The sequence below is a fragment of the Hymenobacter seoulensis genome (assembly GCF_054780535.1).
The window spans coordinates 666,551-681,381 of record NZ_BAAGWD010000002.1 but is presented as its reverse complement, the minus strand read 5'-3'; the positions used below and the strand labels follow the sequence as shown (position 1 = coordinate 681,381).

The window sequence follows — 14,831 nt, the reverse complement described above, 5'->3', positions numbered from 1 at the left end:
GTAGCTTTGCGAAACTACCCGTTATCTGCCTCTTGCTATATGAAGCAACTCTACTTGTTTTTATGTCTGTTGTGTGCGGTTCAAGTGTCCGTCAGGGCTAGTAGCCCAACCCCCTCAGATAAGCAGTTAGAATTTATTGAAAACCGTGGCCAGTGGCCCGCTCCCGTACTTTTTTCAGCCGATGTTCCGGGTGGCCGCCTATTTCTGGAGCCTACTAGCCTGACCTACGCACTAACGGCCGGCGTTCCGCACGCGCATGGTGCCGAGGCTCGTGCTACTAGCCCCGCTCCGGCCCCCAACCGCCTGGTACCCGCACACGCCTTCCGGGTTGAGTTTGTAGGCGCTGCCGCCGGGCCCGTAGTAACCGCCACAGAGCCCACGCAGGAAGTGCGCAACTACCTGCGCGGCAACGACCCCAAACGCTGGGCACATGCCGTTCCCAGTTTCCGCCGGGTGCGCTACCAGCAGCTGTGGCCCGGCATTGGGGCGCAGCTCTATGAAAACCAACAGCAACAGCTGGAATACGACTTTGAGCTGGCGCCAAATGCCGATGCGGCGGCCATTCGGCTGCGCTACCGTGGCGCAGAAAGCATGCGGCTTACCCCTGAAGGCACCCTAGAGATTCGCACGTCCGTGGGTTTGGTGAAAGAGCTAGCCCCTAAAGCTTGGCAAACCGATGCCACCGGCAAGCGCCAGCCCGTAACCTGCGCCTATGTGCTGGAGGGCCAGCAGGTGCAGTTCCGCCTCGGCCGCTATGACCACCGCCGCGCCCTTACCATCGACCCAACCGTGGTGTTTTCCTCGTTCACAGGCTCTACCGCCGATAACTGGGGCTTCACGGCTACCTACGATCAGGAAGGTAACCTCTACACGGGCGGCATTGTGTTTGGGGTGGGGTATCCGGCCAGCGTAGGCGCCTACAACGAAACGTACCAGGGTGGTGTTGATATCGCCTTGATTAAGTACCGCACCACGGCTACCGGCCCAGCTGCCCGCGTGTGGGCCACGTACCTGGGCGGCAGCAGTGCTGAGTTTCCGCAAAGCTTGGTGGTAAATAGCCGCAATGAGCTGCTGATTCTGGCCACTACTGGCTCCAATAACTTCCCCACCACGCCCGGCGCTATTGATGCCAGCTTCAATGGTGGCTACGCGGTGAACCCGTTTTCGCACCCGGCCACGCGCATGGATAATGGCTCCGACCTGGCCGTAACGCGCCTCAGCGCCGATGGCTCCCGGTTAGTTGGCTCTACCTACCTAGGCGGCGGGGGCAATGAGGGCCTCCTCGTATCGAATAGTGTGTTTAAGCTGATTCAAAACTACGGCGACCAACTGCGGGGCGACATTTTGGTGGACAGCCGCGACAACGTCTATATTGCCTCGAACTCACCTTCCGGCGACTTTCCAGTTCGCAATAATTTTCAGCCCTTCATAGCTGGCCAGAACGGTGTAGTCTGCAAGCTTAGTCCCAGCCTTGACCAGCTTACCTGGGGTAGCCACTTGGGCGGTAACCAACCCGATGCAGCGTACTCGCTCCAGCTAGATGCCAGCGGCCGCGTGTATGTAGCCGGCGGCACTACCAGCCCCGATTTTCCAACTACCCCGGGCAGCGTAACGCCTGCGCAGCATGAGGGAACCGACGGCTTTATTGTGCGCATTAGCGCCGATGGCTCGGTGCTGGAAAAAGCGGCGGTGCTGGGTACGCTGGCCTACGACCAAGCGTATTTTGTGCAGCTTGATAAGGCAGGCAGCGTGTATGTCCTCGGCCAGACCCTAGGCAACTACCCGACAGTAGGCGGCCGCTACGGCGTCGAGAATGGGCGGCAGTTTATTCATAAGCTGAACGCCGACCTGAGCGTAACAGAATTTGCTACCGCCTTCGGCAGCGGTGAACCCTGGATTGACATTTCCCCCACGGCCTTTCTGGTGGACCAGTGCGAGCGGATTTACGTGGCGGGCTGGGGCGGCGGCAATAACGTAGGCTACGGCAACGGCAACGTGCGCAAGCTCCCGACCACCGCTAACGCCACGCAGCGTACCACCGATGGCAGCGACTTTTACCTGATGCAGCTTTCAAGCGGCGCTTGGAGCCTAGATTATGCCACCTTCTTTGGGGGCAATGGCCAAGACCACGTAGATGGCGGCACCTCTCGCTTTGATCCGCGAGGCGCCGTGTACCAGGCGGTGTGCGGCGGTTGCGGCGGCTCCAGTAGCTGGCCCATTCCGCCTGGCGCAGGGTACTACTCTACCGTCAATAATAGCACCAACTGCAACAACGCCGCCTTCAAATACAACTTTGAAACCGTGAACGTACTAGCCGGCACCGACCGGGATGTATGCGTGGCCGCCGCGCCTGTAAAGCTCACCGGTAGCCCGCTTGGGGGCGTATGGACCGGGCCCGGTGTATCGGGCTCCGTAGCAACAGGCTATGTTTTCACGCCTACCGCAGCGTTACTAGGCCCCCAAAACCTAACGTATACCGTCACCGGCATTGGGCCCTGCGGAGGCGTTTCTGACTTGCGCCTGACGGTGGTACCGGCTCCTGGCGTAGCGTTTACCGAACCCGCTCAAGCCAACTTCTGCCTGAACCCTGGGCCGCCGCAGCCTCCTGTTCTGCTAGTCGCCTCAATTGCGGGCGGTACTTTCTCTGGCCCAGGCGTGAGGGATGGCGCGTTTTCTCCTTCGGAGGCCGGCCCCGGGACGCACACGCTGGTATATACGGTAGATGCGGCCGGATGTCAGCTCCAGACGACGCTCAAGGTTACCGTAACGCAGGCCGATGCGGGGCCTGACTTCACTGTGTGCACCGGTACTGCCCCCCGCAAGTTGGTGGGCACCCCGGCGGGCGGGTTCTGGTCGGGCCCAGGCGTTTCCAGCAACCTAACAACCGACTTCGTATTCACGCCGACGACCAATCTCATTGGCTACCACACGCTACTTTACACTATTACTTTACCTAATGGCTGCACCAGCACCAGCGCAGTAAACGTGAGCGTACAGCCGACTCCCACCTTCACAGTTCCTGTCCTTCCCCCTTACTGTACCGATACCAACACTCCCGTACCACTGCCCAAAGGAGCAATCTGGGGCGGCCCCGGTGTAAATGGGCCTGTTGGCAGTGTGTTTACCTTTACACCGGCCCTAGCCGGCCCTGGCACCCATACCCTAAACTACCGCACTGGCTTTGGCCCGTGTGATATTGCGGGCACAGTTTCCGTAAAGGTGGGGCTCCCGCTAACGGTAAACGCCGGCCCCGATACTACCCTCTGCCCGGGCACGAGGCAGCCGTTTCAGGTAAGAGCCAGCCCGGCTGGTGGCATCTGGAGTGGCCCTAATGTCAGCCCAAGCGGAGTGTTTACGCCGCCCGCTAACTTTACCGGCTCTGTAACCCTTACCTATACTATACCCAATGCCTGCGTGACCACCAGCACTCGGCAAGTAAGCGTGGCGCCGGTTCCTACTACCGCTCCTATCTGGACACCTGCCGGCTGCCCTGAAAATCGTTTGGCTCCGCTTACACTTACCTTCTCGGGAGGGGCTAGTACCACCACCTGGGATTTTGGCGATGGAACTCCTCCGGTTACGGGCGCTACTACCACCCACACGTATGCCCAACCTGGCGCCTACCAGCCCCGCCTCGTTACAGCCTACAACGAGGGGCGCTGTACGGCGGCGGCGGCCTTGCCTACGGTTGCGGTTGTTCCGTCCGTCCTGCCCCCCAATATTATCACTCCGAACGGCGACCCAAAAAATGAATTTTTCGTGGTGAGTACCGCCTGCCCTTCCCAAATCCAAATCTATTCGCGCTGGGGAGCCAAGGTATTTGAGGCGGCTCAGTACCAAAACAACTGGAACGGAGCAGGCCTTCCGGGCGGAGTTTATTACTACCTGCTGCGGGCTACCGATGGCACCACCCTAAAAGGCTGGCTTAACGTACAGCGGTAGCGCAACAGGGCTTGCTTTCGGGCAGTAATTGTATTATCTTTGCACCAGCAAACTAGAAGACAATGAGAGGGGACGGACAGTCCCCTCTTTCTTTTATCACCCTTGTCCTACCTATGAAACTTGACCGCGCCCGCCTTTCGGAGCTACTCCAAGACAGCCTGCCCACCGACGGCGGACTGTTTGTAGTAGACCTGACTGTTTCTGACGCTATTCGCCCTAAAGTTACTGTCACGCTTGATGGTGAAGAAGGTGTTGGCATTGATGAGTGCGCGCAGGTTAGCCGCCGATTGGCGCGCCGGGTAGATGAGGAGTACGGGGAGGATGCCAGCTACACGCTGGAGGTGACTTCGCCAGGCGCCGACCAGCCCCTGCGCGACCCGCGCCAGTACACCCGCCACGTGGGCCGCAACCTAAGCCTCAAGCTCACAGACGGCACCGAAAAAACCGGCACTCTGGAAGCAACTGAAGCCGAAGGCATTCAGTTGACAGAAATAGTGAAGGAGAAAAGCAAGACCAAGACCCTCCCCACCGCTTTCGTTGCTTTTGCTGCTATCAGCGAGGCCAAAGTGGTGATTTCGTTTAAATAACTAGCTGAGCGCTGTGGGTAAGGCACTACCCCAAATGAGTTCTTCATTTGCCTCCCTACCTCACACTCATCAACCGATAATCAACAGCAAATCAGTATGAACAGCAACGTCCTGATTGAATCATTTGCCGAATTCGCCCGGTCGAAGAACATCGACCGCCCCACGATGATGAGCATCCTGGAGGAGGTATTCCGCACCATGATTCGGAAGAAGTACGACGATGATTCGAACTTCGACGTCATCCTGAACGTCGATAAGGGTGACCTGGAAATCTGGCGTAACCGCGAAATCGTTGACGACAACTCCGAGGACATCTGGGATTTCGACAAGATTCCGCTGTCAGAGGCGCAGAAAATTGAGCCGGACTTTGAGATTGGTGAGCAGGTAGCCGAAGAAGTAAAACTCGAGGACTTCGGTCGTCGGGCAGTACTAATGGCCCGTCAGACGCTGATTCAGCGGGTGAAAGACCTGGAGCGCGACAACCTCTACCAGGCGTACAAAGACCAGGTAGGCGAAATCGTGGTAGGCGAAGTGTACCAGGTGTGGGGCCGCGAAGCCCTTATCCTGGACAAGGATGAAAACGAGCTAGTATTGCCTAAAGGCGAGCAAATCCCGAAGGATCGTTACCGTAAAGGGGACACCATCCGGGCCGTTGTGCACCGCGTAGATGTGCTGAACGGCACGCCTAAAATCATCCTTTCCCGTGCGGCGCCCGCTTTCTTGGAGCGCCTCATGGAGCAGGAAGTGCCTGAAATCTTCGATGGCCTTATCACCATCAAGAACATTGTGCGCGAACCAGGCGAGCGGGCCAAAGTAGCTGTTGAAAGCTTCGATGACCGTATCGATCCGGTAGGCGCCTGCGTAGGCATGAAAGGCTCTCGTATCCACGCAGTGGTGCGCGAGTTGGAAAACGAAAACATCGACATCATCAACTACACCGACAACTTGGAGCTGTACATTGCTCGGGCCTTGTCGCCGGCGAAGATTACGTCGATGAAAATAAACGAACAAACTGGCCGGGTTTCCGTGTTCTTAAAGCCTGACCAGGTATCACTGGCCATCGGACGGGGCGGCGCGAACATCAAGCTGGCCTCGCGGTTAGTGGGCATGGAAATCGACGTCTTCCGGGATGCCGGCGACTTCGAGGAAGATATTGCTCTGGACGAGTTCCAGGACGAAATCGAAGGCTGGATCCTGGACGAGCTGAAGAAAATCGGCCTTGACACCGGGCGTTCCGTACTTGCTGTCAGCAAAGAAGACATCGTTCGTCGGACGGAACTGGAAGAAGAAACGGTGGAAGAACTCTTCCGTGTGATCAACCAGGAGTTCGAAGACAGCGAAGAACAGAACGACGAAGCACCAAATTCCGGCGGCGCGCAATGAGTGCGCGGCGGCCGGTACGGCAAGGGCGTTAAAATCAGGCCGGGTGGCTTGATTTTGACCCCGCCCGGCAAGATTTAATGTAGTACCTTTGCAACTGAATAAGAGTATCGTTCGCGAGCATAGAATGGCGGAAGCAGCAACCAAACGGCTGAATCAGGCGGCCAAAGACCTGAACGTTGGCCTTTCCACAATTGTGGATTTTCTAACGGGAAAAGGGCATGTCATCGAAAACAAACCGACGACGAAGCTAACGTCTGAGCAGGTATCCCTGCTCGAGAAGGCGTTTGCGTCGTCGGCGCAGGATAAGATGGAAGCCGCAAAACTCAGTCAGGCCAAGCGCCAGAGTGAGTTAGACGCAGCCGCAGCGCAAGCTGCTCAGGCACGTAGTGTCGAGGCTGCGCCCAAACCCGTGGCTGCTGCGCCCGCTCCGGCTCCCAAGCCGGCTGCTCCGCAACCCGCTGCCCCGGCCCCTCAGCCCGCTCCGGCTGCTGAAGCTCCTAAGCCTGCCCCCGCGCCTGCTCCTGTTGAGGAACCGGCGCGCGTGCCTGGCTTGAAAGTGATGGGCAAAATCGAGCTTGACTCGAAAGGCCGTCCGGTTCCGCCCCGCCCCGCTGCTGCAGCGCCGCAACCAGCCAAGCCTGCTCCACAGCCGGCACCGGTAGTAGAAGCGCCAAAGCCCGCTCCGGCTCCCGTAGCTGAAGCACCAAAAACAGAAGCTAAACCAGTTCCCGAAGCGCCTAAGGCAGCTCCGGCACCGGTAGCAGAAGCTCCTAAGCCCGCACCTGCTCCGGCGGCTGCGGCTCCGGAACCTGCTGCTCCGGCTCCCGTTGCTGAAGCGCCAAAAGCGCCTGCTCCTGTTGCCTCGGCCCCTGCCCCTAGTGTTCCTGCCACTCCAGCTCCGGAAGCTCCCGTTACTGCTTCTCCTGAAGCGCAAGCGGAAGAAGGAACCATCGTGGCTAAAGCCGATCAGCTGAAAGGCCTGACGGTGCTAGGCAAAATTGAACTTCCCCTCGATTCGTCGCGGCGTGGAGGAGGAGGCCGCGGGGCTCGCCCGGTGGCATCGTCTGATGTACGCAAGAGCGGTTTGAACCCGGCTGATAAGAAGAAGCGCCAGCGCATCCCGATGGGAGGCCCCGGCGCTCCTGGTCAGCAAGGCGGAGGACAAGGTGCTCCTGGCCAGCAAGGTGGTGGTAACCGCCCAAGCGGTGGACAGGGTGGCCCAGGTGGCAACCGTCCGACCAGCCCAGCTGGCAACCGTACAGGTGGTGGTCAGGGTGGCAATAGCCGTCCGGGCCAGAACCAAGGTGGTGGCAACCGTCAGCCTGCTCCAGCCCTTACGCCTGAGCAAAACGACAAGCAAATTCAGGAGCAGATCAAAGCCACGCTGGCCAAACTCAGTGGTGGCCGCGGTCAGCAGCAGAACCGTGCTAAATACCGCCGTGACAAGCGTAACACCGCCGCAGAAGACCGCGAGGCCATGCGCGCCCAGAATGAACTGGACGCCAAGACTCTCAAGGTTACGGAGTTCATCTCGGCTAACGACCTAGCGTCGTTCATGGATGTCTCGGTGAACGAGGTAATCAAGGTGTGCCTGAATATGGGCATGTTCGTATCCATCAACCAGCGCCTCGACGCCGAAGCTATCACCGTAATTGCGGATGAGTTTGGCTTTGACATCGAATTCCTGAGCGCTGAGGAAGAAGATACGACCATCGTAATTGAAGACAACGAGGAAGACCTGCAGCCCCGTGCTCCTATCGTGACCATCATGGGTCACGTTGACCACGGTAAGACTTCGCTGCTTGACTATATTCGGAATGCCAGCGTAGCGAAAGGTGAAGCCGGGGGTATTACCCAGCACATCGGTGCCTACGATGTAATGACGAAATCTGGTAAGCGCGTTACCTTCCTGGATACACCGGGTCACGAAGCGTTTACCGCTATGCGTGCCCGTGGTGCCAAGGTGACGGACATTGCCATCATTGTGGTAGCAGCCGACGACTCGGTGATGCCGCAGACGAAGGAAGCCATCAACCACGCACAGGCAGCCGGTGTTCCGATTGTTATTGCGCTTAACAAGATTGATAAGCCCGGCGCTAACCCCGACAAAGTGCGGGAAGAGCTATCGGCTATCAATGTGCTGGTGGAAGAATGGGGTGGTAAGTACCAGAGCCAGGAAGTATCGGCTAAAACGGGTCTCGGTATTGATGATCTGTTGGAGAAGGTATTGCTGGAAGCAGAAATTCTGGAACTGACTGCCAACCCCGACCGCAACGCGGTAGGTACCGTTATCGAAGCCTCGCTGGACAAAGGCCGTGGCTACGTAACTACGGTACTGGTGCAAACCGGCACAATGCAGGTAGGCGACATGGTACTGGCAGGCCCGCACTTTGGGCGTGTGAAGGCCATGACCGACCACCGCGGTAAAAAGATGAAGAAAGCCGGCCCGGCTACTCCAGTTCAGGTTCTTGGCCTGACCGGTGCCCCCCAGGCTGGTGACAAGATTCAGGTGATGGAGACGGAGCGCGAAGCCCGCGAACTGGCTACCCAGCGCCAGCAGCTGGCTCGTGAGCAGAGCTTGCGCACCAAAAAGCACATTACCCTCGACGAAATTGGTCGCCGCCTGGCTATCGGTTCGTTTAAGGAGCTCAACGTTATCGTGAAAGGTGACGTGGACGGCTCGGTGGAAGCACTGGCCGACTCCCTGTTGAAGCTGAGCACGCCGGAAGTGGCCGTGAACATCCTTAACAAAGGCGTGGGTGCTATTTCGGAATCCGACGTGTTGCTGGCATCCGCCTCCGACGCTATCATCATCGGCTTCCAGGTACGTCCTTCGCTGAGTGCCCGCAAGTTGGCTGAGCAGGAGCAGATTGATATTCGCCTCTACTCTATCATTTACAACGCCATTAATGAGGTTAAGGATGCCATGGAAGGCATGCTGGCCCCAACGGTGAAGGAAGTGGTAGTAGCCAACGCCGAGATTCGTCAGGTGTTCAACATCACCAAAGTGGGCACTATTGCCGGCTGTATGGTGACGGACGGTACCTTTACTCGGAAAACCAAAGTTCGTTTGGTGCGCAACGGTATCGTGGTGTACTCAGGCGAGATTCAAGACCTCAAGCGCTACAAAGACGATGTGTCGGAAGTACGTCAGGGTTACGAATGCGGTATTTCGTTGAAGAACTTCAACGACCTGCGCGAAGGCGACAACATCGAAGGTTTCGAAGAGCAGGAAGTGAAGCGTACGCTGTAAGCAAACGCTTTGAAGCATATAGTAGCCTAGCGGGCCCCGACTTTCACCGGTCGGGGCCCGTTGTGTTTTCAGCCTGTTACGGTCGTATTACTACCTTATACTTCGGGCCTACGTATTGCCTAGGCGCATTGTGCTGTATCATTTTTGGCCGGGCCTGCGTTGCTGCCTTGCGTGTAGCATCTGCCTTTCTCTTTTCCTATGAAAAAAACCAGTGCCTTCGTTCTGCTTTCGGCCTTGCTTACAACCTCTGCCCTAGCGCAAATAAAATCACCTATTCCCTTGGGCACACCGGTGGCGCCGGGCGTTTTGTTTCGGCAGGGCACCACGGCCGTCAATTTGGGCTTGGGCCTGGGCACCGGATACGGGTTCGGCAACTCTCTGGAGTCAAGCCCTGCCGTCAGCCTTTCGGCGGAAAAAGGCCTAGTAGAAGGCATCGGGCCGGGCGTGATTGGAGTGGGTGGCCTAGTAGGCTACAAAAGCTACCACTACGACTACGCTGGCACCTCAGATAAGGCCCGCTGGACCAACGTCATTGTATTAGCCAGAGGTACTTATCACTATGATTTGCTGGAAGTAAACAAGCTCGATACGTACGCGGGAGTAAGCCTCGGATTCCGGGTGGAGTCGTTTAAGAACCCGCAGAACGACGAGGCGCTCAAGCAACGCTACAACGAATCGTATGGCGGCTTACGTTTTGAACGAGGTATTTTCCTAGGTGCCCGCTACTTCGTAACCGATGGTATTGGGGCGTTTGCTGAAGCCGGCTACGATATGACCTACCTTAAGTTTGGCCTAACCGCTAGTTTTTGACCTCCAGCAGGTTACGGAGCCTAGGAGGCCTAGTGCCTTCTGCCTGTACTGCCAACAAAAAAGCCCCGACACGCTGTGCCGGGGCTTTTTTGTTGGGGAGCTGTTCTACTAAAAAAACAGGAAGTGTTTCTTTTTCTTATGGTTTAGCGGCTTGCCCTTGGGCTCGGCGTAGCCAGAGGCACGCGTTTGGCCGCGCTTCTGGCGAGCGGTTCCGACGCCTTTCTCTTTAAACTTGCGCACCGTGAATCCACCGGAGCCTTTCTCGAACTGCCGGGCCGGGCCGGCGGCTCGCCCAAAGCTGGTGTTGCCGGTATTCATGCCCGAGCGAGCCTCCAGAACTTCCAATTGCTGGTCGCGCTTAGCTTCGTCGGGGTTCATGCTCATGCGCTGCTGCATGCGGGCAATATCGGAGGCCGAAGACTTACGCTTTTTCCGGGCGCCTTCTTCTGTAGGTCGCGGAGCCTGCCCTATCACATCGGTGCGGGTAGTGCTGGCAGTACTTTGGGCCATAGCAGCAGGAGCAGCCAGTAGGCCGGCAGCGGCAAGTAGCAGGGCAGAAAGCAACGTCTTCATAGAGCAGGAAAGAGGGGAAAAGCAGCCCCCACTAACGCACATCCGGGATGTAGCGTTGCGGTAGGTTGTTGCGCCTAACGGGCAGTGAGTAAAGTTAGTTCAAATCAAGTTAAAACTTGTAAGTCAGGCCAATACCCAAGGTTTCTTTAAACTGAATGCGCCGCCCACGTTCTTCGGCAGTGCCATCTTCGTCGCGGTCAATAGGCACCAGAATGTCGTCGTCGTACACCAAATTGGTAGTTACGCTGGCACTAATAAACTTATTGACCTTGAAATCAATCAGGTTCTCCCAGTTCACATCAACGTTCTGGGGGTTGTGAAAATAGTTGCTGAACAGCTCCAGCCTAGTAGCATACGTGACGTTGGTGCCGAGCTGGCGGCGGTAACGGGCATTCAGATACGCACCTACTTCTTCGCGCAGCCTTTCCCCGGTACCCGGCAGGGGCACCCCATCGGGGCCAAGGCCGGCCGGGCGCACTCCGAAGGCCCCGGCATCGGCCAGCTGCTGATCGGCTACTACCGTGAATTTGCCGGTAAGCGGCGACAAAAGCAGGGAGAAATCGGCGTTGGGCTTGTATTCGATACCAACCGAAGCCAGAATGAAGGCCGGCGCAAAAAACCGCGACAAAAGCGAATCGGGCTTATCTAGGGCTTTGGTAGGGGTAAGCTGGGTTTTCAGGTTGACTTGGGCAGCATACGAGAACTTCTCGCTGAACTGACGGCCGTAGCGGCCATTTACTTCCAGCCGGTCGTCGTTTTTGCGCATCCTGGACTTACCCGGCTTGAGCAGGCCGTACACTAGGTTGCCCGAGAGATCAAAGGTGTGCTCGGGGCCTCGGTAGTGCAGGTACAGGTTGCCGAGCGCCAGCAGAGAAAGCGAGCTTTGCCCACCCGGCGACCAGTTGCTCAGGCTTACCTGGCTGAAGTTGAGCGTGCCGGCCCCGCCACGCCGCCAGCCGCGCGCTGTATCCACCTCCGCCGATATTTTGTAGGTGGGCTGTGGCACCGGTGGCCGATACGGAACGGTGCTTTGGGCCAGCGCACTTGGAGCCAGCCACGACCCTAGCAGCCCACAGAGTACAGCGGCCGCTCGTACGTAAATTTTAGTCATAGAAAGCCGGGTGTTGTAACACAAAAAACCGGCCTTAACTCACGTAAAGGAGCAAAGGCCGGTCAAAAGTAAGCAGGAGTTTGGCTAGGCCCGGTTGCGCAGCGCATCCCTGATTTCCATCAGCAGCACTTGGTCTTTGGTGGGGCCGGGATCGGCTACAATAACTTCCTGCGGCTTCTTGAATCGGTTGGCCAGTTTCACAATCCAGAAGATAGCAAAGGCCATGAGTAGAAACGTGATGACCGCATTTAGAAACAAGCCATAGTTGATAGTGCCGGCGCCTGCTTTTTTGGCTTCTTCCAGCGTTTTATACGAGGTTCCGTCGAGGGCAAAAAACCAATCTTTGAAATCCATACCGCCCGTGAACACGCTCAGGATGGGCATCAGGATATCATCCGTCAGCGACGAGACAATCTTGCCGAACGCGCCGCCGATAATAACGCCAACGGCCAGATCGAGCACATTGCCCTTCGAGATAAACTCTTTGAATTCGGAAACAAAGCCCATAATGATGGAATAGAGGTTGAATTGGGAGGTACTGTTCAGGTAAATATACAAATTTTCGAATCTGATGCGAAGGGTGCGGGAAGAAACCGGACACGTAGCGGTTGCGGCTTCCCGATGACCTAGTGCGTTGAGTAGCTGAGGGTAACCACTAAGCTGCCAAAACAGCGCATCGGCAGTTACACCGGACCGGCTATCTTTACCCCGTTCCTACCGCTACCATCTGCCTTACCTTATGGATTCTTTCAACAACGTGCTCTACCAGCTGGAAGCCGAGTCCGGCATCCTGACCCTGACTGTAAACCGCCCCGATAAGCTGAATGCGCTGAACGCGGCCACCATCGAAGAGATTCGGGCGGCGGTGCAGCACGCCCTCGACGATAGCGCCGTGCGTGGCATCATCCTGACCGGAAGCGGCGAAAAGTCGTTTGTGGCCGGAGCTGACATTGCGGAGCTCACCAAGCTGGACGATATTTCGGCGCGCCGGGCCTCAGAAAGCGGCCAGGACGCCTTCCGCCTAATTGAAGAAAGCTCGAAGCCTGTTATTGCGGCCGTCAATGGGTTTGCGTTAGGCGGCGGCTGCGAGCTGGCCATGGCCTGCCACATGCGCATTGCTTCCGATAATGCCCGTTTCGGTCAGCCGGAAGTAAACCTGGGCCTGATTCCGGGCTACGGCGGCACCCAGCGCCTCACGCAACTCATCGGCAAAGGGAAGGCCATTGAGCTTTTGCTGACCGCCGACATGATCAAGGCCGATGAAGCCCTGCGCCTGGGCCTTGTGAACCATGTAGTGCCCCAGGCTGAGCTACTGAGCTTTACCAAGCAGCTGCTAGCCCGCATCCTGACCAAAGCCCCCATTGCCATTGGCCTGTGCCTCGACAGCGTGAATGCCTATTACGACAAGGACCGCAACGGCTACCAGAGCGAGGCCAACGGTTTCGCGCGCTGCTTCGATTCCGAGGACTTCCGCGAAGGCACTTCCGCTTTCCTGGCGAAGCGCCCGGCGGTGTTTAGCGGCAAATAAGCCCTAGTAAACAACTTTTTTTACACGTCATGTTTCAGCTGGCCGTAAGGCACTCTGAGGCATGACGTTGTGATGAACAGGCGTTCATCATCCCATTTCTGACGACTACACTAGCATGAGTATAGCCAAGCGCCTGGCTTCCCAAACGGCCATTTATGGCGTGAGCAGCATTGTGGGCCGGGTGCTCAACACGCTGCTGGTCCCGATTTATACCGGGCGGTTTGCGGCGGCGCAGTATGGCATTGTAACGGGGCTGTACGCCTACGTGTCGTTCCTGAACGTGCTGTTCACCTACGGCATGGAAACCACGTACTTCCGCTTCGCTAACCGCCCCGGCACCGACCGACGTGAGTTGTATGATCGGGTGATGACGCTGCTCGTACTCACCAGCATTCTTCTGACGGCCGTGCTGGCCATGCTAGCCCGGCCCCTGATGAGCTTGCTAGCCCTGCCGCCCGGCCAAGAGCGCTACGCCATCTGGATTGCCATCATTCTGGGGCTTGATGCCATGGCGGCCATTCCGTTTGCGAGGCTGCGGCTGGAAAACAAAGCCAAGAAATTCGCGGGCATCCGGCTGGCCAATATCCTGCTGAACGTGGGGCTGAACCTGTTTTTTATCGTGCTGTGCCCTGATGTACTGGCCGGCAAGTACCTCACCGGCCTGCGCCCTTTGGTGGAAAGCATATATGACCCGACGCTGGGCGTGGGCTATGTGTTTATTTCCAACCTGGCTGCCAGCGCCTTCACCTTGCTGCTTCTGGGCCGAGAGCTGCTGGACTTTAAGCCGCGCCTAGACCTAGCGTTTCTGCGGCCGCTACTTCAGTACGCCTACCCTATTATGCTGATGGGACTGGCCGGAATGGTCAATGAAACGCTCGACCGGATTTTGTTGCCGCGCTGGCTGCCCGAGGGCTTCTACCCCGGCAAAAGCAATCTGGCGGCAGTGGGCATTTACGGGGCCTGCTACAAAATCAGCATTCTGATGAGCCTCGTAATACAGGCGTTCCGGTACGCTGCCGAGCCGTTCTTCTTCGCCCAAAGCACCGACAAAAACTCGCCCCGCACCTTTGCGCTGGTCCTGAAGTGGTTTACGCTGTGCTGCGCCATGCTCTTTGTAGGTGTGAGCGTGAACGTAGACCTGGTGGCGCAAATATTCCTGCGGCGCCCCGAGTACCTGGAAGGGCTGGCCGTGGTGCCGGTGTTGCTGCTGGCCAACCTGTTTCTGGGTGTGTACTGGAACCTCTCAGTGTGGTTTAAGCTCACTGATAAAACCTATTACGGCACCTACCTGGGCTTTGCGGGCGCCATCCTCACCATTGCCCTCAACTTCCTGCTGATTCCACTCCTGGGCTACATGGGCTCGGCCATTGCCACGCTGGCCTGCTATTTCCTGATGGCGGCGCTGTGCTGGTGGCTGGGCGAGCGGCACTTTCCGGTGCCTTACCCCGTGGCGCGCCTCCTGGTATGGTTGGCCGTGGCTGTGGGGGTAGTAGCTCTCAGCTGGTGGACGCCGGTAGAGGCTGGTTGGATGCGCTATGGGTTCCATGCGGCGCTTACCCTGGGGTTTGTGGGGTTAGTAGGCCTAGTAGAAGGCCGCCGCCTGCGCACCATCTAATTTGAGGAGCTTGGTACCCGAAAGTCCCA

At 57.5% G+C, this 14,831-nt stretch carries 10 protein-coding genes; 7 read left to right on the top strand and 3 right to left on the bottom strand.

Annotation, left to right across the window (positions count from 1 at the left end; all coding sequences use genetic code 11):
- The first annotated feature begins 39 nt into the window (after window positions 1–39).
- From ACYVHC_RS10750 to ACYVHC_RS10730, 5 genes are all read left to right on the top strand, one after another.
- The gene (locus ACYVHC_RS10750; protein ID WP_460613725.1) at window positions 40–3,942 is read left to right on the top strand and encodes a DUF7948 domain-containing protein; all 3,903 of its coding nucleotides are present in this window, start codon (window positions 40–42) and stop codon (window positions 3,940–3,942) included.
- 113 nt (window positions 3,943–4,055) lie between these two features.
- Window positions 4,056–4,529: a ribosome maturation factor RimP gene (locus ACYVHC_RS10745; protein WP_460613724.1), complete on the top strand. Its 474-nt coding sequence runs from the start codon at window positions 4,056–4,058 to the stop codon at window positions 4,527–4,529.
- A gap of 96 nt (window positions 4,530–4,625) precedes the next feature.
- Complete coding sequence (gene nusA, locus ACYVHC_RS10740; protein ID WP_460613723.1) at window positions 4,626–5,912, top strand: transcription termination/antitermination protein NusA; 1,287 nt, start codon at window positions 4,626–4,628, stop codon at window positions 5,910–5,912.
- Window positions 5,913–6,036: 124 nt separating this feature from the next.
- A complete protein-coding gene (infB, locus tag ACYVHC_RS10735) occupies window positions 6,037–9,165 on the top strand; it encodes a translation initiation factor IF-2 (protein WP_460613722.1) in 3,129 nt (1,042 codons plus the stop codon).
- A gap of 198 nt (window positions 9,166–9,363) precedes the next feature.
- Window positions 9,364–9,975 carry a hypothetical protein gene (locus ACYVHC_RS10730; protein WP_460613721.1) on the top strand — a complete coding sequence of 204 codons (612 nt, stop codon included), beginning with the start codon at window positions 9,364–9,366 and terminating at the stop codon, window positions 9,973–9,975.
- A gap of 108 nt (window positions 9,976–10,083) precedes the next feature.
- Here the strand turns inward: ACYVHC_RS10730 and ACYVHC_RS10725 are convergent, their stop codons facing one another.
- The 3 genes from ACYVHC_RS10725 to mscL form a co-directional block, all read right to left on the bottom strand.
- Window positions 10,084–10,548, bottom strand: a complete 465-nt coding sequence (locus ACYVHC_RS10725; RefSeq protein ID WP_460613720.1) for a hypothetical protein — start codon at window positions 10,546–10,548, stop codon at window positions 10,084–10,086.
- A 109-nt stretch (window positions 10,549–10,657) separates the two neighbouring features.
- Window positions 10,658–11,659, bottom strand: a complete 1,002-nt coding sequence (locus ACYVHC_RS10720; RefSeq protein WP_460613719.1) for a DUF3078 domain-containing protein — start codon at window positions 11,657–11,659, stop codon at window positions 10,658–10,660.
- Between the two features lie 84 nt (window positions 11,660–11,743).
- On the bottom strand, window positions 11,744–12,166 hold the full coding sequence (mscL, locus tag ACYVHC_RS10715) for a large conductance mechanosensitive channel protein MscL (protein WP_460613718.1): 423 nt from the start codon (window positions 12,164–12,166) through the stop codon (window positions 11,744–11,746).
- A gap of 232 nt (window positions 12,167–12,398) precedes the next feature.
- On the opposite strand from mscL, the gene ACYVHC_RS10710 reads away from it, so the two are divergent.
- A complete protein-coding gene (locus tag ACYVHC_RS10710) occupies window positions 12,399–13,187 on the top strand; it encodes an enoyl-CoA hydratase/isomerase family protein (protein WP_460613717.1) in 789 nt (262 codons plus the stop codon).
- Window positions 13,188–13,302: 115 nt separating this feature from the next.
- Window positions 13,303–14,802, top strand: coding sequence for a lipopolysaccharide biosynthesis protein (locus ACYVHC_RS10705; RefSeq protein ID WP_460613716.1), 1,500 nt, complete (start codon window positions 13,303–13,305; stop codon window positions 14,800–14,802).
- The last annotated feature ends 29 nt before the right edge of the window (window positions 14,803–14,831 follow it).